27 protein-coding genes are annotated in these 21,993 nt (G+C 66.2%); 13 read left to right on the top strand and 14 right to left on the bottom strand.

What is annotated here, in order from left to right; genetic code table 11:
• Positions 1 to 7 precede the first annotated feature (7 nt).
• The 4 genes from BVC93_RS03730 to BVC93_RS03745 all read left to right on the top strand — a co-directional run bounded on the left by BVC93_RS03730 (position 8) and on the right by BVC93_RS03745 (position 2,788).
• On the top strand, positions 8 to 619 hold the full coding sequence (locus BVC93_RS03730; protein ID WP_157517175.1) for a cutinase family protein: 612 nt from the start codon (positions 8 to 10) through the stop codon (positions 617 to 619).
• Positions 620 to 660: 41 nt separating this feature from the next.
• Positions 661 to 1,332: a cutinase family protein gene (locus BVC93_RS03735; RefSeq protein WP_157516756.1), complete on the top strand. Its 672-nt coding sequence runs from the start codon at positions 661 to 663 to the stop codon at positions 1,330 to 1,332.
• A 63-nt stretch (positions 1,333 to 1,395) separates the two neighbouring features.
• Entirely contained in the window at positions 1,396 to 2,085 is a 690-nt protein-coding gene (locus tag BVC93_RS03740) for a cutinase family protein (RefSeq protein ID WP_083736000.1), read from the top strand.
• Between the two features lie 82 nt (positions 2,086 to 2,167).
• Positions 2,168 to 2,788: a cutinase family protein gene (locus tag BVC93_RS03745; protein ID WP_236950397.1), complete on the top strand. Its 621-nt coding sequence runs from the start codon at positions 2,168 to 2,170 to the stop codon at positions 2,786 to 2,788.
• Position 2,789: 1 nt separating this feature from the next.
• Here the strand turns inward: BVC93_RS03745 and truA are convergent, their stop codons facing one another.
• The 8 genes from truA to infA form a co-directional block, all read right to left on the bottom strand.
• Entirely contained in the window at positions 2,790 to 3,656 is an 867-nt protein-coding gene (gene truA, locus BVC93_RS03750) for a tRNA pseudouridine(38-40) synthase TruA (protein WP_192860180.1), read from the bottom strand.
• A 26-nt stretch (positions 3,657 to 3,682) separates the two neighbouring features.
• Complete coding sequence (rplQ, locus tag BVC93_RS03755) at positions 3,683 to 4,234, bottom strand: 50S ribosomal protein L17 (RefSeq protein ID WP_083736002.1); 552 nt, start codon at positions 4,232 to 4,234, stop codon at positions 3,683 to 3,685.
• 59 nt (positions 4,235 to 4,293) lie between these two features.
• Entirely contained in the window at positions 4,294 to 5,346 is a 1,053-nt protein-coding gene (locus BVC93_RS03760; RefSeq protein ID WP_068915670.1) for a DNA-directed RNA polymerase subunit alpha, read from the bottom strand.
• A gap of 75 nt (positions 5,347 to 5,421) precedes the next feature.
• A complete protein-coding gene (rpsD, locus tag BVC93_RS03765; RefSeq protein ID WP_083736003.1) occupies positions 5,422 to 6,027 on the bottom strand; it encodes a 30S ribosomal protein S4 in 606 nt (201 codons plus the stop codon).
• Positions 6,028 to 6,045: 18 nt separating this feature from the next.
• Entirely contained in the window at positions 6,046 to 6,468 is a 423-nt protein-coding gene (gene rpsK / locus BVC93_RS03770) for a 30S ribosomal protein S11 (protein ID WP_083736004.1), read from the bottom strand.
• A 6-nt stretch (positions 6,469 to 6,474) separates the two neighbouring features.
• On the bottom strand, positions 6,475 to 6,849 hold the full coding sequence (rpsM, locus tag BVC93_RS03775; protein ID WP_083740779.1) for a 30S ribosomal protein S13: 375 nt from the start codon (positions 6,847 to 6,849) through the stop codon (positions 6,475 to 6,477).
• Between the two features lie 153 nt (positions 6,850 to 7,002).
• Positions 7,003 to 7,116, bottom strand: coding sequence for a 50S ribosomal protein L36 (rpmJ, locus tag BVC93_RS03780; protein WP_003879483.1), 114 nt, complete (start codon positions 7,114 to 7,116; stop codon positions 7,003 to 7,005).
• 48 nt (positions 7,117 to 7,164) lie between these two features.
• A complete protein-coding gene (infA, locus tag BVC93_RS03785; RefSeq protein WP_003418601.1) occupies positions 7,165 to 7,386 on the bottom strand; it encodes a translation initiation factor IF-1 in 222 nt (73 codons plus the stop codon).
• A gap of 285 nt (positions 7,387 to 7,671) precedes the next feature.
• Here infA and BVC93_RS03790 point away from each other — a divergent pair, with 285 nt between their 5' ends.
• The 9 genes from BVC93_RS03790 (at position 7,672) to rfbC (ending at position 16,719) form a co-directional block, all read left to right on the top strand.
• Positions 7,672 to 8,211, top strand: coding sequence for a hypothetical protein (locus BVC93_RS03790; RefSeq protein ID WP_083736005.1), 540 nt, complete (start codon positions 7,672 to 7,674; stop codon positions 8,209 to 8,211).
• Entirely contained in the window at positions 8,211 to 9,668 is a 1,458-nt protein-coding gene (locus BVC93_RS03795) for a flotillin family protein (protein ID WP_083736006.1), read from the top strand. Before BVC93_RS03790 ends, BVC93_RS03795 begins: the two co-directional genes overlap by 1 nt.
• A 51-nt stretch (positions 9,669 to 9,719) precedes the next feature.
• Positions 9,720 to 11,384: an FAD-dependent oxidoreductase gene (locus BVC93_RS03800; protein WP_083736007.1), complete on the top strand. Its 1,665-nt coding sequence runs from the start codon at positions 9,720 to 9,722 to the stop codon at positions 11,382 to 11,384.
• Positions 11,385 to 11,396: 12 nt separating this feature from the next.
• On the top strand, positions 11,397 to 11,789 hold the full coding sequence (locus BVC93_RS03805; protein WP_083736008.1) for a hypothetical protein: 393 nt from the start codon (positions 11,397 to 11,399) through the stop codon (positions 11,787 to 11,789).
• 12 nt (positions 11,790 to 11,801) lie between these two features.
• Positions 11,802 to 13,295 carry an ATP-binding protein gene (locus BVC93_RS03810; protein ID WP_083736009.1) on the top strand — a complete coding sequence of 498 codons (1,494 nt, stop codon included), beginning with the start codon at positions 11,802 to 11,804 and terminating at the stop codon, positions 13,293 to 13,295.
• 77 nt (positions 13,296 to 13,372) lie between these two features.
• Positions 13,373 to 14,170, top strand: coding sequence for an LLM class F420-dependent oxidoreductase (locus BVC93_RS03815; protein ID WP_236950398.1), 798 nt, complete (start codon positions 13,373 to 13,375; stop codon positions 14,168 to 14,170).
• Between the two features lie 16 nt (positions 14,171 to 14,186).
• The gene (locus BVC93_RS03820; protein WP_083736011.1) at positions 14,187 to 15,038 is read left to right on the top strand and encodes an LLM class F420-dependent oxidoreductase; all 852 of its coding nucleotides are present in this window, start codon (positions 14,187 to 14,189) and stop codon (positions 15,036 to 15,038) included.
• Positions 15,039 to 15,110: 72 nt separating this feature from the next.
• Positions 15,111 to 16,097 (top strand): dTDP-glucose 4,6-dehydratase, encoded by a 987-nt coding sequence (gene rfbB, locus BVC93_RS03825; RefSeq protein ID WP_083736012.1) that lies wholly within the window; start codon positions 15,111 to 15,113, stop codon positions 16,095 to 16,097.
• A 1-nt stretch (position 16,098) separates the two neighbouring features.
• Positions 16,099 to 16,719 (top strand): dTDP-4-dehydrorhamnose 3,5-epimerase, encoded by a 621-nt coding sequence (rfbC, locus tag BVC93_RS03830; RefSeq protein WP_083736013.1) that lies wholly within the window; start codon positions 16,099 to 16,101, stop codon positions 16,717 to 16,719.
• A 5-nt stretch (positions 16,720 to 16,724) separates the two neighbouring features.
• Here rfbC and BVC93_RS03835 read toward each other — a convergent pair whose 3' ends face one another.
• The 6 genes from BVC93_RS03835 to BVC93_RS03860 are packed head-to-tail and all read right to left on the bottom strand — an operon-like array spanning position 16,725 to position 21,964.
• Complete coding sequence (locus tag BVC93_RS03835) at positions 16,725 to 17,474, bottom strand: SDR family NAD(P)-dependent oxidoreductase (protein WP_236950235.1); 750 nt, start codon at positions 17,472 to 17,474, stop codon at positions 16,725 to 16,727.
• Positions 17,471 to 18,310, bottom strand: a complete 840-nt coding sequence (locus tag BVC93_RS03840) for an NAD-dependent epimerase/dehydratase family protein (RefSeq protein WP_192860181.1) — start codon at positions 18,308 to 18,310, stop codon at positions 17,471 to 17,473. The genes BVC93_RS03835 and BVC93_RS03840 overlap by 4 nt, the downstream gene beginning before the upstream one ends.
• The gene (locus tag BVC93_RS03845; protein WP_083736015.1) at positions 18,310 to 19,131 is read right to left on the bottom strand and encodes an ABC transporter permease; all 822 of its coding nucleotides are present in this window, start codon (positions 19,129 to 19,131) and stop codon (positions 18,310 to 18,312) included. The genes BVC93_RS03840 and BVC93_RS03845 overlap by 1 nt, the downstream gene beginning before the upstream one ends.
• Positions 19,121 to 19,906: an ABC transporter ATP-binding protein gene (locus tag BVC93_RS03850; protein WP_083736016.1), complete on the bottom strand. Its 786-nt coding sequence runs from the start codon at positions 19,904 to 19,906 to the stop codon at positions 19,121 to 19,123. The genes BVC93_RS03845 and BVC93_RS03850 overlap by 11 nt, the downstream gene beginning before the upstream one ends.
• 23 nt (positions 19,907 to 19,929) lie before the next feature.
• The gene (locus BVC93_RS03855) at positions 19,930 to 20,982 is read right to left on the bottom strand and encodes an ABC transporter substrate-binding protein (RefSeq protein WP_083736017.1); all 1,053 of its coding nucleotides are present in this window, start codon (positions 20,980 to 20,982) and stop codon (positions 19,930 to 19,932) included.
• A gap of 1 nt (position 20,983) precedes the next feature.
• A complete protein-coding gene (locus BVC93_RS03860) occupies positions 20,984 to 21,964 on the bottom strand; it encodes a polysaccharide deacetylase family protein (protein WP_083736018.1) in 981 nt (326 codons plus the stop codon).
• Positions 21,965 to 21,993 lie beyond the last annotated feature (29 nt).

Below are 21,993 nucleotides of genomic sequence, written 5' to 3' on the forward strand. Positions count from 1 at the left end.
GGCAGTCATGGTGATGGCAGCGCTGGTGGCCGCGCCTTCGGCGAGCATCCCCACCGCCCAGGCCGAACCTGCCTGCCCCGATATCGAGGTGGTGTTTGCGCGCGGCACCGACGAACCACCCGGCCTCGGGCGCGTCGGTTCGGCGTTTGTCGATTCGCTGCGCGGGCAGGTTGGCGGACGATCAGTGGGCACCTACGCGGTGAACTATCCGGCCACGTACGACTTCCTGGCCGCCGCGGGCGGCGCCAACGACGCCAGCGGACACATCCAGTGGATGGTGAACAACTGCCCCCAGACCCGCTTGGTCCTGGGCGGCTACTCACAGGGCGCCGCCATTGTCGACGTCCTGGCCGCCGTGCCGTTCCCGGCGGTCGGCTTCAACGCCCCGCTGCCACCCAACGTCCCCGAGCACATCGCCGCGCTGGCCGTCTTCGGCAACCCCACCACCAAGGTGGGACTGCCGCTGACGATCAGCCCGGTGTACGGCACCCGCTCGATCGACCTCTGCAACGGCGGTGATCCGGTCTGCTCCGGCGGCGACGACATTGCCGCGCACAGCAATTACGGCCCGGCCGGACTGACCAACCAAGCCGCCACCTTCGTCGCGGGACTGGTATGAGCGATTCGATCATGCATCCTCGTTGTGTGACTATGGGCGCCATGAGTATTCCGTCACGTCGGCGCCGGCTGCGCCGGGCCGCAGCGCCGGTTCTGGCGGCGGCAATGTTGTTCGCGGCGCCCATGGGCCTGCCCGCGGCGTCGGCAGAGCCCCCCTGCCCCGACGTCGAGGTGGTCTTTGCCCGCGGCACCAGCGAGGCTCCCGGAATCGGTCGGGTCGGTGTCGCGCTCACCGACGCCATCCGTGCCCAGAGCGGGCTCAACGTCGGCACCTATGGGGTCGTCTATCCGGCCACCTACGACTTTCTGGGCGCTGCCGACGGCGCCCGCGACGCCACCAATCGCATCGCGCTGATGGCGCAGCAGTGCCCAAGCACCCGGATCGTGCTGGGTGGTTACTCACAGGGCGCGGCGATCGTCGACATGCTGGCCGGAATCCCCCCGCTGGGCAACAGGATCGGCGACTTGGGCTCCGCGCCGCCGCTGCCGGGCAATCTCGCCGGGAATGTCGCTGCGGCAGCCGTTTTCGGCAATCCCTCGGCCAAGTTCAGTGTCCCCCTGAACGGCTCGGGCCAGTTCGCCGGAAAAGCGGTCGACATGTGCAGCGACGGTGATCCGATCTGTTCCGACGGCCGGAATCCGTTTGCCCACACCAGCTACGAGAGCGGTCCGCTGGTGCCGCAAGCCGCCGGTTTTGTGGTCGCACGGCTCTGAGAACGCCACGCGGCAGAGTCTCGTCAACGGCTGTGAGCAGCACCGCGCGTTAATATTGACCACATGGGTCACTTCTGTCACAGACAGATTCGACGGTTCCTCGCCTCGGCGGGTGCCGCGATGGCCGTCGCCACGCTGGTGACGGTGGCGCCCGAGACCCAGCTGCCCACGGCGGCGGCCGTTTCATGCCCCGAGGTCGAGGTGATCTTCGCGCGTGGCCGGGAGGAACCCACCGGCACGGGCATCGTGGGTACCGCGTTTGTCAACGCGCTGCGCGCCAAGAGCACCAAGAAGATCGGTTACTACCCCGTCGACTACGACGCCAACATCAGCGTCGACCAGGGCGCCAAAGACATGAGTGCCCACATCCAGTACATGGTGGCCACCTGCCCGGACACCCGACTGGTGCTGGGCGGCTACTCACTGGGAGCCACCGTCACCGACATGGTGCTGGCCACCCCCGGCCCGTTCTTCGGCTACTCCAACCCCTTGCCCCTCGGCAGTGACGAGCATGTCGCCGCCGTGGTGTTCTTCGGCAACGGAGCCCGCAAGGTGCTCGGCTACCCCGTCTCGGAGTTCCTGCCCACCTGGACCAACAAGGTGATCGACCTGTGCAACGCGCAGGATCCGGTCTGCAGCTCCAGCCTGGATGTGAAGACGTTTCCGGCCAACTGGGGCGATCACCTCCAGAAGGGATACCTGGACTCGGGCCTGGTGAATCAGGCCGCGACCTTCGCCGCAGCCAAGCTGTAGCAGGCCGGCCAGTACGATGTGCGTCATGCGAGTCGGGCGCTTCATCGGGTCAATGTGTGCGGTCCTCGGAACTGTTGCTGTCATGGTCGCGGCGCCCACCGTCGCACCACGGTCGGTCAGCACTGTGCCCACTGCGGCGGCGGCGTGCCCACAGGTGGAGGTGATCTTCGCGCGCGGTCGCATCGAGCCTCCCGGCGTGGGACAGATCGGCAACGCATTCGTCAGTGCGCTGCGCCAGAAGACCGACAAGAACATCAATGTCTACGCGGTCAACTACCCCGCTGACAACCAGATCGACGTGGGCGCCAACGACATGAGCGCCCGGATCCAGGACATGGCAGCCCGTTGCCCCGACACCCGACTGGTGCTGGGCGGTTACTCACTGGGCGCCGCGGTGACCGACGTGGTGCTGGCTGTGCCGTTCGGATTCATGGGATTCAAGAATCCACTGCCGGCAGGTATGGACCAGAAGATCGCGGCCGTCGCACTGTTCGGCAACGGCGCGGCCTGGGTGGGCCCCATCACCAACTTCAACCCGCTCTACAGTGAACGCACCATCGAGCTGTGCCACGGCGCGGACCCCATCTGCAACCCGGCCGACCCCAACACCTGGGAGAACAACTGGTCGGATCACCTGCAGCCGGCCTACATCAACAGTGGGATGGTCAACCAGGCCGCCGACTTCGTGGCCGCCCGGATCTGATCTAGCGCGTCCGCACGTCCCTGGTGACGACGTTGCGCGCCCGCAGCTGATCATCCGGGGGATAGTCCACGCCCACCAGGGTCAGTCCGCGTGCAGGCGCGGCGGCAAAATCACTGGAACGCTTGACCTCTGCGAGCAAGCCGCCGAGCCAGTCGACCGGGCGGCGATGCTCGCCGACGGCCAGCAGCGCACCCACCACGGAGCGCACCATGTTCCAACAGAACGCATCCGCGGTGACAGCGGCCGTGATCAGGTCACCATCGCGCTCCCAGGACAACTGCTGCAGATCACGGATGGTGGTGGCACCGTCGCGGTGCCTGCAGAACGCAGCGAAGTCGTTGAGCCCCAACAGGTTCGCCGAAGCGGCGGCCATGGCATCCACATCGAGGCGCCGGGGCCACGGGGTGATGAAGCGGGCCTGGTGCGGTTCCACGCCATAGGGCGCCGTGGACAACCGGTAGCGGTAGTGCCTGCGTAACGCCGAGAACCTGGCATCAAAACCCGCCGGCGCACGGACGATGTCGCGCACTCGGACGTCAGTGGGCAGGAAGCGGCCCAATCGCCGCACCAGGGGCAGGAATTCGGGTTCGTCAGGACGGACAGTGCGCGGGTAGGCATGCCCCAGGGCCGCCAACGGGACATCGACGTGCGCCACCTGTCCGGTGGCGTGCACGCCGGCGTCGGTACGGCCGGCGACGCCGGTCTGCACCGGCGTCCGGAACACCGTCGACAGCGCCTCCTCCAGCACACCGGCCACCGTCCGCTGACCCGTCTGCGCGGCCCAGCCGGCGAATTCGGTTCCGTCGTAAGCGATCTCGAGACGCAAACGAACGTGCCCGCCACCGGAGTCGATGGCGGGCACGTTCATATCGTCGTTGTCAGAGACGTCTGTCGCTAGGACTTCTTGTCATCCTCGGCGGCGTCCTCGACCGTGGCATCCTCGACCGGAGCCTCGTCGGCAGGAGCGTCCTCGACTGCGGCCTCTTCGACTGCGGACTCTTCGACCTTGGCCTCCTCCACCGGAGCCTCCTGCGCGGCAGGCGCCGAGGCAGCCACGCGACGGGCGCGGTCGGCCTCAGAGGTCACGGTCTTCTCCCGGACCAGCTCGATGACCGCCATGGGAGCGTTGTCGCCCTTGCGGTTCTCGACCTTGATGATCCGGGTGTAGCCGCCATTGCGATCCGCGTAGAACGGGCCGATCTCGGCGAAGAGGGTGTGCACGACGTCCTTGTCGCGGATCTTCTTGAGCACCTCACGCCGGTTGTGCAGCGAGCCCTTCTTGGCGTGGGTGATCAGCTTCTCCGCGTAGGGCCGCAGCGCCCGCGCCTTGGGCTCGGTGGTCTTGATGCGACCATGCTCGAACAGCGACGTGGCCAGGTTGGCCAGTAGTGCCTTCTGGTGCGAAGACGACCCGCCGAGGCGAGCACCCTTTGTGGGCTTGGGCATAACGACTACTCCTAAATGGGGCCGGCCCCCGTATCAGGTAGGGCCGGGACGGTTGCTTGTTAGAGCTGTTCGGTTTCGGCGAAGTCCTGGTTGTCGTCCAGGTCGTAGCCGGCATCGCTGTTCCAGGTACCGGTGGCGACGTCATAACCGGCAACCTCGGACGGATCGAAGGTGGCCGGGCTGTCCTTGAGCGACAGACCGAGCTGGTGCAGCTTGATCTTCACCTCGTCGATGGACTTCTGGCCGAAGTTACGGATGTCCAGCAGATCGGACTCCGTGCGGGCGACGAGCTCGCCGACGGTGTGCACACCCTCGCGCTTGAGGCAGTTGTACGACCGCACCGTGAGGTCCAGGTCGTCGATGGGAAGCGCGAACGACGCGATGTGGTCGGCCTCGGCGGGCGACGGCCCGATCTCGATGCCTTCCGCCTCGACGTTGAGTTCCCGTGCCAGACCGAACAATTCGACCAGGGTCTTGCCAGCTGAGGCCAGGGCGTCACGCGGGCTGATCGAGTTCTTGGTCTCGACGTCGAGGATCAGCTTGTCGAAGTCGGTGCGCTGCTCGACGCGGGTGGCCTCCACCTTGTAGGTGACCTTGAGGACCGGCGAGTAGATGGAATCGACCGGGATACGGCCGATCTCGGCGCCGGAGGCCTTGTTCTGCACGGCGGGGACGTAGCCGCGGCCGCGCTCGACGACGAGCTCGACCTCCAGCTTGCCCTTGTCGTTCAGGGTGGCGATGTGCATGTCCGGGTTGTGCACCGTGACGCCGGCAGGCGGCACGATGTCACCGGCGGTGACGGCACCGGGGCCCTGCTTGCGCAGGTACATGGTGACCGGCTCGTCCTCTTCGGAGGACACGACCAGACCCTTGAGGTTCAAGATGATGTCGGTGACGTCTTCCTTGACCCCGGGCACGGTGGTGAACTCGTGCAGAACGCCGTCGATGCGGATGCTGGTGACCGCTGCGCCCGGGATGGACGACAGCAGTGTGCGCCGCAGCGAGTTACCCAGGGTGTAGCCGAAGCCGGGTTCCAGCGGTTCGATGACGAACTGCGAACGGTTCTCGGCGATGACCTCTTCGCCCAGGGTGGGACGCTGAGAAATCAGCATTTCTTGTTTCTCCTTCTCGGCAACCGCTATTTGATGCCGTTAGGTGGCCTGTGGCCCGGGGATCCGGGCACAGGATTACTTCGAGTAGAGCTCGACGATCAGCTGTTCGGTCAGCGGCACGTCGATCTGCGCGCGCTCGGGCAGCTGGTGCACGAGGATGCGCTGACGCTCGCCGACCACCTGCAGCCAGCCCGGGATGGGCCGATCACCGGCGTTGGCTCGAGACAGCTCGAACGGCAGCGTGTTGATCGACTTGTCCTTGATGTCGATGATGTCGTACTGCGACACGCGGTAGCTGGGGATGTCGACCTTCACACCGTTGACGGTGAAGTGGCCGTGGCTGACCAGCTGACGCGCCATCCGGCGGGTACGGGCCAGGCCGGCGCGGTACACCACGTTGTCCAGCCGGCTCTCCAGGATGCGCAGCAGGTTGTCACCGGTCTTGCCCGGAAGACGCACTGCCTCTTCGTAGTAGCGACGGAACTGCTTTTCCATCACGCCGTAGGTGAAGCGGGCCTTCTGCTTCTCCTGCAGCTGGTTGCGGTATTCGCTCTCCTTGATCCGCGCGCGACCGTGCTGGCCGGGCGGGTAGGGGCGCTTCTCGAACGACTGATCTCCACCGACCAGGTCGACGCCGAGGCGACGCGACTTGCGGGTGGCGGGTCCGGTATAACGAGCCATTTCTTAGTTCCCTCTCCCCTAGACCCGGCGCCGCTTGGGCGGACGGCAACCGTTGTGCGGCTGCGGGGTGACGTCGGAAATCGCGCCGACCTCGAGACCGGCAGCCTGCAATGAGCGGATCGCCGTCTCGCGACCCGAACCCGGTCCCTTGACGAACACGTCGACCTTCTTCACACCGTGCTCCTGCGCCTTGCGGGCAGCGTTCTCGGCAGCCAACTGAGCGGCGAACGGGGTCGACTTACGCGAACCCTTGAAGCCGACGTGACCCGAGGAGGCCCAGGCGATGACGTTGCCCTGGGGGTCGGTGATGGAGACGATGGTGTTGTTGAACGTGCTCTTGATGTGAGCAGCGCCGTGCGGAACGTTCTTCTTTTCCTTGCGGCGGGTGGTCTTGCCGCGCCGGGCAGCAGCGCCGCCCGCGGCCTTTTTAGCTGGAGGCATGCTGGTTTACCTGGCCTTCTTCTTGCCGGCGATGGTGCGCTTGGGGCCCTTGCGGGTGCGCGCATTGGTCTTGGTCCGCTGGCCGCGCACCGGCAGACCACGGCGGTGCCGCAGGCCCTGGTAGCAGCCGATCTCGATCTTGCGGCGGATGTCCGCCTGCACCTCGCGACGCAGGTCGCCTTCGACCTTGAGGTTGCCCTCGATGTAGTCGCGGAGCTGGCTCACCTGATCATCGGTGAGGTCCTTGGAACGCTGGTCCCGGCTGATGCCGGTGGCGTCCAGGATCTCCTGGGAGCGGGTACGGCCGATGCCGTAGATGTAGGTCAGCGCGATCTCCATGCGCTTGTCGCGCGGGAGATCAACGCCCATGAGACGTGCCATCAGGCAGTGTTCCTTTTCGTTGCGGAGGTCTGTTCCCAGTCCGTTCCCCTCACGGGGTCCGGCCTCCGTGCCGGACGTGGTGAGTGGCCTATCCACTCAGTGGTACTGGGAGGTCTGCATTCAGTTGTGGGTGCTGCTCTTAAGAGCTGGGGGTTAGCCCTGCCGCTGCTTGTGGCGCGGATCAGAGCAGATCACCATGACCCGCCCGTGCCGGCGGATCACCCTGCACTTGTCGCAGATCGGCTTGACGCTCGGGTTCACCTTCACGGCAGTAACGATCCTTTGTTTCTGGAAGTGGGATTGAAGTCGGACTGTTTACTTGTAGCGGTACACAATGCGGCCACGGGACAGGTCGTAGGGAGACAGCTCCACCACGACGCGGTCCTCCGGCAGGATGCGGATGTAGTGCTGACGCATCTTGCCGCTGATGTGGGCGAGCACCTTGTGTCCGTTCTCCAGCTCAATGCGGAACATCGCATTGGGCAGAGGCTCGACCACGCGGCCCTCGACCTCGATGGCACCGTCTTTCTTGGCCATACGCTTCGGCAATCCTTGCTTTTTGGTTTCGTATCTACTGCGTCCGACTGAGCGCAGCGTTCGTTCCGACTACAAAACGTGGACCGGAAGTGAGACATTCCTGAGGTTCGTGCAGACTGGTCTGCAGAACGGGCACGCAAAGAGTCGGCGCGGCAGCCGCACCATTGGTCTACGATACCCGCTCGTCGCCGATGCTCCAAAACAGCTGAACCGGGGCCGTGACCAGCAAAGGCCCGCGGATGCAAAGATCGTCACAGCAGGCCGATCGCACGTGGAGGGGGTCCAGTGACAGCCGCGTACGTCGCCGCGTTCGCCGTCGGCGCAATCGCACTGCTGACCGCCTTGCTGCTCGCGGACGTCGGCGGCGCGGGCCACGGTATCGAGCACGGGGGTGGACAGGACGGCTTGCCCTTCCTCAGCCTCACCAGCGTGTCGGCCGGGATCCTGGGCGCCGGCACCGGCGGGCTCCTGAGCACGTGGGCCGGCGCCGACGCCGTGGTGGCCGGCATCGTCGCCGTGGTGAGCGCGTGCACGCTGATGCTGGCCCTCAACGGCGTCCTGATGCCCTACCTGCGCAGGCAACAGTCCAACTCCCAGCGCGGTCGCGCCTCCTACATCGGACTGCTCGGCACGGTCACCTTGGACATCCCGCCGGGCGGCTGGGGTGAGGTGTCCTTCGCCGACGCCGACGGAAACCGCGTGCGCGCCAGGGCCGTCACCGCCGAACCCGTTGCCCTGCGTAAATCCACCCGCGTCTACATCGCCGATGTCGACGCCGACCACGTACACGTGGTGTCCGTCCCCGATCTGGAGGGCCAGCCCTGATGTCCACACTGATGATCATCATCGTCGCGGCAATCGCAGCAGTGCTGCTGCTGGTTGTCGTCCCGCTGATCTACGTCAAGAACTACATCAAGGTGCCACCCAACGAAGTGGCCGTCTTCACTGGCCGCGGCGCACCCAAGGTGGTGCGCGGCGGCGCTCGCTTCCGGGTCCCGGGTATCGAGCGCGTCGACATCATGAGCCTGGAACCGTTCAACGTCAGCATCAACCTGCAGAACGCGCTGTCCAACGACGGTGTCCCCGTCAACGTCGAGGCCGTGGGCCTGGTCCGCATCGGCTCGGCCGACGAAGCGGTACAGACCGCGGTACAGCGCTTTTTGACCTCGGACCTCGACGCTCTGCAGAACCAGATCAACGACATCCTGGCCGGCAGCCTGCGCGGTATCACCGCGACCATGACGGTGGAGGACCTCAACTCCAACCGCGACACCCTGGCCCGCAGCGTGGTCGAAGAGGCCGGCGCCGACCTCGCACGCATCGGCATGGAAGTCGACGTCATCAAGATCGCCGGCATCTCCGACAAGAACGGCTATCTGGAGTCCCTCGGCCAGCGGCGCATCGCCGAGGTGAAGCGCGACGCCGCCGTCGGCACCGCCGAAGCCGAACGCGACGCCCAGATCCGCTCGGCCAAGGCCCGCCAGGAAGGTGCCGTCGCACAGGCCGAGGCCGACACCGCGATCGCCACCGCCAACCAGAAACGCGATGTGGAGCTGGCCAGGCTGCGCGCCCAGACCGAGGCCGAGAACGCCGAGGCCGACCAGGCCGGCCCGCTGGCCAACGCCCGCGCGCAGAAGGACGTCGGTATCGCCACCGAGCAGGCCGAAGCCGCCAGGGTGCAGGCCCGCATCGAGGTGGAGCAGCGCCGCGCCGAGCAGGCGCAGGCCGCGCTGCAGGCCGACGTCATCGCCCCCGCCGAAGCGCAGCGTCAGGCCGACATCGCCCGCGCCGAAGGCCAGCGTCAGGCCGCCATCCTGGCCGCCCAGGCCGAAGCCGAGTCCGCCCGCCAGGCCGGCAATGCCGAGGCCGACGCCCGCAAGGCCGCCGCCGACGCTCTGCGGGTGGAACGGCAGGCCGAGGCTGACGGCATCAAGGCCAAGCTGGTGGCCGAGGCGGCCGGCAAGAAGGAGATCGCCGCGGCGCTGAACACCTACTCCCCCGAGGCCGCCCGCCTGCAGACCCTGCCCGACGTGCTGGCGTCGGTGGTCAAGGCCACCGAGGCGGCGGCGATGCCGTTGGCGGAGATCGAGCGGCTCTCGATCATCGGCGGCCCGTCCGACGCCCAGGACGCGATGGGCGGACTGCTCGGCGTGAGCCCGCTGGCGGTGGCCAAGATCGTCGAATCCCTGCGCGCGTCGGGAATCGATCTGGCGCAGCTTCTCGGCCGCACCGACAAACCCTCTCCCGCCACCGACGGTCAACCGGTTTCGCCCACCGAATAACCCTCGAGGTCGGCAGCAGGTTGTCACCGGTCAGGGGCATACTTACTGGCGATGCCCGGATCAGAGTCCCAGACCCGTAAACCCGTCATTCTGAGCGTCGACGACGACCCTGCTGTCTCACGCGCCGTCGCTCGGGATCTGCGTCGCCACTACGGCGAACACTTCAGGATCGTGCGCGCCGAATCCGGTCCGGACGCCCTGGAAACCCTCAACGAACTCAAGCTGCGCGGCGAAACGGTCGCGGTTTTTGTCGCCGACTACCGCATGCCGCAGATGAGCGGTATCGAATTCCTCGAAGCCGCCATGGACATCTTCCCCATGGCCCGGCGCGTGCTGCTCACGGCATACGCCGACACCCACGCCGCCATCGACGCCATCAACGTCGTGGATCTGGACCACTACCTGCTCAAGCCGTGGGATCCGCCGGAAGAGAAGCTGTACCCGGTGATCGACGCGCTGATCGACGCGTGGCGCTCCACCGGCGAGCACGCCATTCCGCACACCAAGATCATCGGACACCCGTGGAACGCCCGCTCCACCGAGGTACGTGAGTTCCTGGCCCGAAACCGGCTGTACTACAGCTGGTTTCGAGCTGACGAGCCCAAGGGCAAGCAGCTGCTGGAGGCCGCGAACCTCGATGAGCTGACGCTGCCGGTGGTGATCACCGAACAGGGCGAGACCCTGGTGGATCCCACCGACGCCGAGCTGGGCGCTGTCCTGGGCCTGACCACCACTCCCGCCGACGACTTCTACGACCTGGTGGTCATCGGCGGCGGTCCCGCCGGACTGGCGGCCGCGGTGTACGGCGCGTCCGAAGGCCTGAAGACCGTGCTGATCGAACGCACCGCCACCGGCGGGCAGGCCGGCCAGAGCTCTCGGATCGAGAACTACCTCGGCTTCCCCGACGGGTTGTCGGGCTCCCAGCTGGCCGAACGGGCCCGCAGGCAGGCCGAGAAGTTCGAGGCCGAGCTGATCACCGCCGCCGAGGTGGTGGGCTTGGACATCGACGGCTCGGCACGCACGGTGAGGCTGTCCGACGGCCGCTCCATCGGCGCCCGGTCGGTGATCCTGGCGATGGGTGTGGAGTATCGCCAGCTGCCAGCCGAGGGGTGCGCGGGGCTGACCGGAGCCGGCGTCTACTACGGCGCCACCGCGTCGGTGGCCGCGGACTGCGACAACGACGAGGTCTACGTCATCGGCGGCGCCAACTCCGCGGGGCAGGCCGCGATGCATTTGTCGCGCACCGCCAAATCGGTCAACATCGTCATCCGGCGCACCCTCGAAGACTCCATGTCCCACTACCTGATCCAGCAGATCCGGGCGCAGGACAACATCAAGGAGCTGCCCAATACCGTGGTCCATGCGGTCAAGGGCGACGGGCATCTCGAAGGCATCTGCCTGGAGAACACCAAGACCGGCGAACGTGACGAGTTCCAGTGCGGGCGCATGTTCATCTTCATCGGCGCCGAGCCACGCACCGACTGGCTCGACGGCGTGGTGGTGCGCGACGACCACGGGTTCATCCTGGCCGGACCGGACCTGCGAGACATCTCCGGGTGGACGCTGGATCGCCCGCCGCACCATCTGGAGACCAGCGTGCCCGGCGTCTTCGTCGCCGGCGACGTGCGCTCCGAGTCCGCCAAACGCGTGGCCGCCGCCGTCGGAGAAGGGTCCATGGCGGTCATGCTGGTGCACCGGTACCTGGCCGAAGCCTGACGGGTGCCGGGCGTGTCAGACCAGTGCGATGTCGATGAACTCCATGCTCTGTTCGTCGTCGAAGGTCTGACCGACCGGCAGTTGCACCGGCTGTGCGCCGACGCCGAGGTGGTGACGCTTCCCCCGGGGGTGCTGTGCGGCGAGGGTGATCCGGCGACCGTCTTCTACGTCCTGCCGGACGGGAAAACCGCGCTGTCCGGTGAGTGCACCGGTCGTGGCCTGGACACCGTGACGCGGATCGTGAATCGCCATCGCGGAAATCTGTGGGTGGAATCAAAACCGGGTGACACTTGTTTCACGGTGTTGCTGCCGTTGACCATCGCGCCGGATGCCGCACTGCCGGACTTCGCACCGCGACCGATCCCAGCACTGAACACCGCCGTGCCCGACACCGACGCGACATAGGAAGGAAGCCCAATGGGCGAGCAATGCCTGGCTGAGGAGTTGCGCACGCTGTTCCTGTTCGAGCATTTGACCGACGAACAGCTCGACATGTTGTGCGCGCACGGCCAGATCGAGACCTTTCCGGCCGGCAAGCTGTGCGCAGAAGGTGAGCCGGCGACGTGTTTCTACGTGCTGATCGACGGTGAGTTGGTGATGTCGAAGCGCTCCGGAGGCGTCGACATCGAGACCAACCGGACCTCACAGCGCGGTGTCTACTGCGGCGCCTGGTCGGCGTACATCCCTGGCGAGGAGCAGATGTACCAGGCCTCGGTGCGGCTCACCCGGGAGTCCCGGATGTTCGTGCTGGACGCCGACGCGTTCGCCCAGTTCATGCAGTCCCAGTTCCCCATGGCCGTGCATCTGCTCGAAGGCCACATGGTCGGCGGATTGCGGCAACGCCAGATCCTCGACCAGCGCGAGAAGTTGTTGGCGCTGGGCACCATCACCGCGGGGCTGACCCATCAGCTCAACAACCCGGCGGCGGCCACCGCTCGCGCGGTCGCCGACCTGCGCGACGGCGTCTGTCACATGCGGCACAAGCTGGCCATGGTGGCCGAAGCCAAGTTCACGCCCGAGGCGCTGCGGGTGCTGATCAACATCCAGGACCAGGTGGCCGAACAGGTCGCCAAGAACCGCGATCTGGAGCTGTCGGCACTGGAAGCCTCCGACCGCGAAGACCAGATCGGCGACTGGTTGGAAGACCACGACATCGGCCACGCGTGGGACTACGCACCCACCTTCGTCGAAGCCGGCTTGGACACCGACTGGCTGGAACGAGTGTCGGCGCTGGTGGACGAGGTGGATGCCTCGGCATCGCTGCAGTCCGCGATCGGCTGGCTGAAGTACACCATCGACAACGAGCTGCGGATGAGTGAGATCGCCGAGGCCAGCAAGCGCATCTCGGCCCTGCTCGCCGGGGCCAAGCAGTATTCGCAGATGGACCGCGGCGCCTACCAGAGCGCCGATGTCCACGACCTACTGCGCAGCACCATGATGATGTTCGGCGACAAGATCGGGATGGCGGGCAAGGACAAACCCGTCACCATCGTCAAGGAATGGGACTCCAGCCTCCCCGAAATCCTCTGCTACCCAGGCGATCTCAACCAGGTCTGGACCAACATCATCGACAACGCCATCCAGGCCATGGACGGCCACGGCACCCTGACGGTGCGGACCATGCGTGAAGGTGACGGCATGGTGCGCATCGAGATCTGCGACGACGGGCCCGGCATACCCGCCGACATCATCGAGCGCATCTTCACCCCGTTCTTCACCACCAAGCCGGTGGGCAAGGGCACCGGACTCGGGCTCGACCTGGCCTGGCGTGTCGTCGTCGAGAAGCACCACGGCAACCTGTCGGTGGAGTCCAAGCCCGGTGACACACGCTTCATCGTGTGCCTGCCGCTGCAGGCGCCCGCCCCGGAGGCCGCCACCCCCATCGAGATCATGGCGAGCGAAACGGAATAGACCCCGCCGCAGGTCAGGTTGTGGCAGGAGTGAGGAAACCCGATCTCGGAATCTACGGCGTTTTCGGCAGTCACTCGATGTGGGCGCAGCTGGACCCACAGCAACTGCGGGACATCGAGGCGCTGGGCTACGGCGCCATCTGGGCCGGCGGGTCGCCTGCCGCCGAACTGTCCTGGGTGGACAGTGTCCTGGAAGTCACCGACAAACTGCAGGTGGCCACCGGAATCGTCAATGTCTGGACCGCCGAGCCGGGGCCTACCGCGGAGTCCTTCCACCGCATCGAGCAGGCCTATCCGGGGCGATTTCTCCTCGGCATCGGTGTCGGGCATCCCGAGGCACACACCGAGTACAAGAAACCGTACGACGCTCTGACCGAGTATCTGGATGCCCTCGATCGGCACGGCGTGCCCAAGGACCGCCGGGTGGTCGCCGCGCTGGGACCGCAGGTTCTCAAACTGTCGGCACGACGCAGCGCCGGTGCGCATCCGTACCTGACAACACCGGCGCACACCGCGCAAGCCCGTGAGCTGATCGGGCCGGAGGCCTTTCTGGCACCCGAACACAAGGTGGTACTGACCACCGACGCGGACGAAGCGCGAAACGTCGGCCGAAGGATGCTGCAGGTGTATCTGGGCCTGGCCAACTACGTCAACAACTGGAAACGTCTCGGCTTCAGTGATGAAGACGTGGCGAAACCGGGTAGTGATTCCTTGATCGACGCCGTGATCGCCTACGGCGAGGTCGACGCCATCGCGGGGAAGCTGAAAGCTCACCTCGACGCCGGCGCCGACCATGTGCCCGTTCAGGTGCTGACCGCACCTGACAAGCTGGTACCCGCACTGGCCGAGCTCGCAGGCCCGTTGGGTCTTCGATAGAGATGGGATTCCCCTGATGACTGACGCCGTTTCGCTCAAGCCCGATCTGGGCCGGTTCGGGGTATGGACCGGCGGGCCGGTCACCCCGGAGCAGGCCAAAGAGATCGAGCAACTGGGCTACGGCGCAGTCTGGGTGGGCGCGTCTCCGCCCGCGGATCTGAGCTTCGTCGAACCCATGCTGGAGCAGACCTCGACTCTGCAGATCGCCACCGGCATCGTCAACATCTGGTCGGCGGACGCCGACACTGTGGCCGACTCCTACCACCGCATCGAGAAGGCCTATCCGGGACGGTTTCTCCTCGGCATCGGCGCCGGACATCCCGAACACACCCAGGAGTACGTCAAACCGTACGACGCGCTGGTGTCCTACCTGGATGCTCTGGACGCCAAGACCGTGCCGACCAGTCGTCGGGTGCTCGCGGCGCTGGGCCCGAAAGTGCTGAAGCTGGCCCGCGACCGCAGCGCGGGTGCCCATCCCTACCTGACCACACCGGAGCACACCGCGCAGGCGCGGGAGCTGGTCGGCAACACCGTGTACCTGGCCCCCGAGCACAAAGTGGTCTTGACCACGGATGTCGAGAAGGCGCGCGAGCTGGGCCGCAAGACCGTCGAGTTCTACCTCGGCCTGAGCAACTACGTGAACAACTGGCGCCGCCTCGGATTCACCTCCGACGACGTCGAGCAGCCCGGCAGCGACAAGCTGATCGATTCCGTGGTGGCCTACGGCACCCCGGAGGCCATCGCCGCCCGGCTCACCGAACACCTCGACGCCGGCGCCGACCACGTCTGTGTCCAGGTGCTGGGCAGCAAGGACGAGTTGGTGCCGACGCTGGCCGAGCTCGCCGGGCCCCTGGGGCTGTCCAGCTGAGCCATTGAGCCTGCCGCTTCCTCCCCTGGGCTCGCCCCTCGCCCACCTCGTCGATCAGGCTAGGGTCTAGCCATGCGGCTGCTCGTCACCGGTGGCGCCGGCTTCATCGGCGCCAACTTCGTCCACGCGGCGGTGCGTGACTATCCGGGTGACCGGGTGACGGTGCTCGACGCGCTTACGTATGCCGGCAGCAGAGATGCACTGGACGGGCTCGGCGTGCGTCTGGTGCAAGGCGATGTCGCCGACGCCGAACTGGTCGATGATCTGGTGGCCGAGTCCGACGCCGTGGTGCACTTCGCCGCCGAGACACACGTGGACAACTCACTGACCGACCCACAGACCTTCCTGCACTCCAATGTGGTCGGCACGTTCACCGTCTTGGAGGCGGTACGCCGGCACGGGTCGCGGCTGCACCACATCTCTACCGACGAGGTGTACGGCGACCTCGAGTTGGACTCCGATCGGCGGTTCACCGAAGCAACGCCGTACAACCCGTCGAGTCCGTACTCGTCGACCAAAGCAGCTTCCGACATGCTGGTTCGGGCCTGGGTGCGCTCCTATGGCGTGCGCGCCACGATCTCCAACTGTTCCAACAACTTCGGGCCGTACCAGCATGTGGAGAAGTTCATCCCCCGCCAGATCACCAACATCCTGACGGGCCGACGCCCCAAGCTCTACGGGATGGGCGCCAACGTGCGCGACTGGATTCACGTCAGTGACCACAACGACGCCGTCCGGCGCATCCTCGAGGACGGCGAACCCGGTCGGACGTACCTGATCGGGGCCGACTGCGAACGCACCAATCTCGCGGTGCTGCAGGAGATCCTGACGTTGATGGGTCGCGATGTCGACGATTTCGACCACGTGGCCGACCGGGCCGGCCATGATCTGCGCTACGCGATCGATCCTTCGTCGGTGCGTGAGCTCGGATGGAAGGCCAGGCATTCGGACTTCCGCGCCGCGCTGAGCGAGACCATCGACTGGTACCGCGACAACCGCCAGTGGTGGGAGCCACTCAAGGACGCTGTCGAAGTCGGCTACTCCGAACGTGGTCAGTGACATGGTGTTTCGTGAGCTCAGGGTGCCGGGCGCGTGGGAGATCATCCCGACGCTGCGTCACGACGATCGCGGCACGTTCTTCGAGTGGTTCACCGACCACGAGTTCAGCGCCACGTTGGGACACCGGTTCGACCTACGCCAGGCCAACTGTTCGGTGTCCTCGGCAGGTGTGGTGCGCGGTCTGCACTACAGCGACGTGCCACCCGGGCAGGCCAAGTATGTGACGTGCGTGCATGGTGCGGTGTTCGACGTGGTGGTCGACGTCCGGGTGGGCTCCCCCACGTTCGGGCTGTGGGATGCGGTGATGCTGGATGACCACGAACATCGCTCGGTGTACCTTGCCGACGGATTGGCACACGGATTCCTTGCCCTGCATGATGATTCGAAGGTGATGTACCTCTGTTCCTCCGAGTACGCCCCCGACCGCGAGCACACCGTGTCACCTCTTGATCCCAGCCTGGGTATCGAGTGGCCGACGACGGTGTTCGGCGCGGAATGGGTGCTCTCGGACCGCGATCGCGACGCGCCGAGCCTGGAGCAGGCCCGCCAGGCGGGCATCCTGCCCACCTGGGCGGCGACACGGGAATTCACCGAGGCGCTGCGCAACCGGTTACGGGACTGAGGAACTCAGAGCATCACATCTCCGGAGTTCGGCCCCAGGGTCTGGCCCACGTACAGATTGCCGCCCGGGTCGCTGGCCAGCAGGACCGCCGACGGAGCCACTTCGTCCGGGATTCCCGACCGGCCCAGTGGCAGGCCGGCCGCTTTCCCGGCCAGGGTCTGCGGGTCCAGGTCGCGGACGAAAGAGGTGTCGACGGGTCCCGGCGCGATGGCATTGACCAGGATGTTTTCCCGGGCGAGTTCACGTCCCAGCGACTTGGTGAGTCCGATGACCCCGGCCTTCGCCGCGGCATACGGAGCAAAACGCTCACCACCCATCTGGCCCACCTGGCTGGCGATGTTGATGATGCGACCGCCGCCGCGGCGGCGCATCACCGGCACCACGGCCTGGCAGGCGTTGAAGACCCCGGTGAGGTTGATCGCGAGGTTGAGCTCCCACAGCGTCGCGCTGATCTCGTCGAGCGGGGCCTCGTGGATGAAGCCGGCGCTGTTGACCAGGATGTCCACTGCGCCCGTTCGTGATTCCACACCCGCCAGCACCGCACGCACCGAGTGGCGGTCGGTGACGTCGATGGGCGCCCGCCATGCTCCCGGGACCTCCGGTGATTCACCGTCGGCGCCGTAGGCTCGGTCGGCCATCGTCACCGCGGCCCCCTCCGCGATGAAGGCGTGCGCTATGGCCCGCCCGATTCCACCTGCCCCTCCGATCACCACCGCGGAGCGGCCTGCGAGCAGCGGTTCACGATCCGACTTCACAAGGTCTCCAGTATCTGCCGGATTCCCTCGTCCAGCGATGTCATGGTCGGTTGCCCGGTGTCGCGCAACAGAGGCGTGACATCGAAGGCGCAGGGATACGGCGGCGGGGCGGCCGCCGATTCGTCGAGAACGATCGTCGATCTCGAGAGTGCTTCTCGTACAACCGTTTCTGCAATCACCCGATGATTCTCCACCCGCTCCACCAGCTCATAACAGGCGGCGGGTTCGGCCACCTCCACCAAACCGGCCAGCAGCGTGCCGCAGTCGTCGATGTGGACCAGGGGTTCGACGGCGCGAGGATCGACCACCACCGGGTCGCCGCCGCGCGCTCGAGCGATCATCTCCATGATGGGGTTCGAGGTGACCCGGCCTGATCCGTACACCGATCCGACCCGCACCGACGTCCAGCGCCGGCGGCCCTGACGGCGGTAGTAGTCGAGCAGGTCCTCACCGAATCGCTTGGTGACGGCATAGATCGAGTCCGGTCCGGCGTTCTCCGACGTGCCGTCCGCATAGGCGGCCACGGACGCGGCGTAGACCACGGTCGGCACCTCGGCACGGTGACTCGCCGCCAGCACGTTCGCGGTGCCGACACAGTTGATGTCGACCACGGCGGCTGGATCGTCGGCCAACAGCATGGGCCCGGACACGCCACCGAGGTGCACCACCGCGTCGGGAGCACCTGCGCCGATCGCGGCGCTCACCGAGCGGGTGTCACGCAGATCCAGTCCGTCGGCGATGTCGGTGCCGATGACATGGTGCCCTCGTTGGCGGAGCGTGCGGGTCACGCGTGAGCCGACGAATCCTGCTACACCGGTGACGAATACGGTGGCCATCAATGCTCCGCGCGTTCGCGCCATGGGAAGGCCCGACGTTCGATCAACGTCAGCACGTAGTTGCTCAGGAGCCCCAGCACACCGATCACCGCGGCAGCGGCGATCATATCGCCGACCCGGAACCAGATCCTCGAGAAGTTGATCAGGTAGCCCAGGCCGCTGTCGGCGGCGATGAACTCCGCACCCACCACCAGGAACCACGCGGTGGCCAGCGCCAGCCGGATCCCCACCAGGACCTGCGGGGCGATACCTCGCACCGTGACGAACCGATAGCTCTGCAGACGCGACATACCGAGGGTCTGCGCGGCGCGCAGCAGCAGTGGGTCGATCCCGCGGATCGCCTCCACGGTGGTGACGTACACGAAGAAGAACGTACTGAACGCGATCAGCATGATCTTCGACCCTTCGCCGATACCGAACCACAGGATGAAGATGGGCAGCAGTGCGAGTGTGGGGACCGGACGCAACACCTCGATCACCGGGTCGATCAGCACGTCGAAGATCCTGGCCGACGTGGTCAACAGTGCCATCGCCACGGCCAGCGGCACCGCGATGGCCAGCCCGGCGAACACCCGGCCCGAGGACGCGGCGATCCCCGCCCACAACTGACCGTCGGCCGACAGTCGCATCAGCGCCTGCCCCACGGCTGCCGGCGAGGGCACCAACATGCCGTTGTAGAAACCGATCCGGTCGTTGATCACCGCGACGGCCTGCCAGAGCGCCACCAGCGCCACCAGTGTGAGCCCCTTGGCCGGAACGCGGATGCCGGATCGACGAGCCGAGATCCCGGGGGCCTGCACCGCGGGTGCTTCACGCAACATGGCGGCCTTCCTGCGGCGCGGCCGCCGCCTGCAACGCGCTGCGCACTGTCCGTTCCAGTTCGACGAACTCGTCGGACAGGTTGTCGCGCGGCCGGTCAAGGGGGTTGGTGATCAGCCTGGGCGCACAATCCGGATGTGCGCCCAGAACCAGGATGCGATCCGAGAGTGCCACCGCTTCCTCGACGCTGTGGGTGACGAAGAGCACCGTGCAGCGCTGTTGCTGCCAGACGGTCAACAGATCGTTCTGCATGCGTTCGCGTGTCTGCGCGTCGAGGGCCCCGAAGGGTTCGTCCATCAGGATCACCTCGGGATCGTTGATCAGGGTGCGGGCGATCGCGACGCGTTGCCGCATGCCGCCGGAGAGTTCTCTGGGAAACATGGACCGCTGCTCATACAGCCCCACCCGGCGCAGCACATCGTCGACCCGGACGCGCCGCTGCTCGGCGGGCAAGCGCCGCACCCGGGGGCCCAGTTCCACGTTCTGCTCGACGGTGAACCACGGGAACAGCGCGTACTGCTGGAACACCACACCGCGGTCGGGACCGGGACCCTTGATCGGCCGGTCTCCCACCCGGATCGTTCCGCCGGTGGGCCGGGCAAAGCCCGCAACCAAATTCAACAGCGTGGACTTTCCGCAGCCGCTGGGCCCGAGGACACAGAGGAACTCATTCGGCGCCACTGTGAGCGAGAGATCGTCGAGCACCGTTGTGGTGACGTTGCTGCGGGAGGTGAACTGCTGCCGCACCCGGTCGAAGGTCAAGGCGGCGTGTGACATCGGATGCTCCTGAAGTGTCTGTGTCAGATCTGGACGGCGTCGGGATCGAGTGTTTCGAACAGCGTGAAGTCGGTCAGGTCCAGGGGATTCCAGCTCTGGCGCAGGAACTGCTGCTGCGGAGCGGCAGCCCAGGTCAGGTAGTCGGTCCAGCCCGCGACGAACCGTTGATCGATCACCGAGTCGTAGCTGTTGGCCTGCAGGATCGGCAGCAACTGGTCCTCGGGAATGTCGAGTGGCCCTGCGATCACCGTGGCAGCCGCCGGGGTGTCGGCGTTGATGGCCTCGGTGGCGGCCAGGCACGCGCGCATCACGGCGGTGATGACCTCGGGCGACTGCTCCATGAACGGCGCCGATGCCGTCAGTCCCGTGGTGAGGTACAGCCAGTCCACCGGGGTCTCCACCCCGGTGATGAAGGACCGGTTACCGGTGAAGTACTTCGTCCCGCCACTATCGACAGCATTCCCGATGAAGGGCTCCCAGCATGCCATCGCGTCGATGTCACCTCGCAGCAGTGCCGACATCTGTTCCGGCGGTTCGAGATTGACAAACTCGATCGCGTTGAAGTCCACTCCGTTGGCCGCGGCCATGTTCAGCACTGCCAGTTCCACAGCGGCGCCCTTGTACATCCCCATGCGTTTGCCCGCCAGCTCGGCGGGGCTGCTGATGCCGGAGTCGGCCGCCAGCACCACACCCTGGGTATTGGAGATCTCGGAGAGCTTCATCAGCCAGCTGAAGTCGACATTCTGTTCCCGCAGCGACGCCACCATGTCCACGGTGGCCGACATCAGACCGATCTCCCCGCTGGCGGCCAGACTCGGAAGATCTGGGCCGTTGACGATGTAGCTGACCTCGACGTCGAGACCCTCCTGCTCGAACAGACCGGTCTCGGCGGCGTAGACCAGCTGTGCGGAGTGTTGGGGGTCCTTGACGCTCCATATCGTCACCTGCCCCGAACCACCCGAACCGCTGCTCGAACCGCCGGCGCAGGCGGACAACCCGATGGGCGCCGCGGCCGCGGCGCCCAGAAGTGCGGCCCCGCGGAAGAAGGAACGTCGGGAAAACGGATCACCGATCATGTCAGACACCGGCTTTCGCGAGTGCCGTATCGCTACCGGTTTCGAAGGACTCGTGATTGTCCAGCCACCATCGCGCGATGTCGGCGCGCGGGGCAACCCAGACGTCACCGAGGGAGAGCACGTACTCGAGAAACATCCGCAGGGCGGATGCACGGTTGGCCTGCCCCATCCAGTGGGCGTGGACGCCGATGGTCATCATCTTCGGATGCGTCTGGCCCTCCATCCGGAGGTAGTCGATTCCGTGCTTGCAGTTCTCGAAGAAGTCGCGAGGTTCGGAGTATCCCTGCGCGATCACGAAGCGGTGGTCGTTGTACACGCTGCTGTAGGGCAGGACAAGATGTCGCTTGTCCCCCACGGTGGTGAAGTAAGGGACGTCATCGGCCACCGAATCCGAGTCGTACCAGAACCCACCCTCCTCGACGACGAGTTCCCGGGTGTTGGTGGATCCACTGTGGCGCGACTGCCAGCCGACCGGACGCCGGCCCACAGCCGATTCGATCATCTCCACCGCGGCCGCGATACGTTCGCGCTCCTCCTCGCGGGACAACAGCCAGGCTTCCTCCCACCGCCAGCCGTGTGAACTGGCCTCGTGATCCGACTCCCCCACGTAGGCGGCCAGTTCCCGGTTGCGGTCGAAAGCGACGGCACAGCCGGAGAAGGTGGCACGGACACCGAGGTCGTCGACAAGTCTTTGCAAACGCCAAATTCCAGCCCTGCCACCGAATTCCGCGACAGACTCCGCAGCCAGGTCCCGGTAGCGGTGGTCGACCTCATAGGGAAACTCGAAGATTCGGTCGTTGCGTCGATCCCCGGAAGGCCAGGATCGTTCCGCGCCGGTCTCGAAGTTGATCACCAGCGCCAGGGCCACCTTGGCGTTGTGCGGCCAGCGCGCGCGGACACCGTGCCGGCCGTAGCCGAGGAGGTCGCGGGTGGGACCGGGGGTGGGTTGGTCAGCCCACGGCAGGCTGCGGGGGTTGTGCATGAAGACGTTCCTCTCGATCGGGTTGAGTG

Origin of the sequence: Mycobacterium sp. MS1601, assembly GCF_001984215.1 — a bacterium.
Taxonomy (GTDB): domain Bacteria; phylum Actinomycetota; class Actinomycetes; order Mycobacteriales; family Mycobacteriaceae; genus Mycobacterium.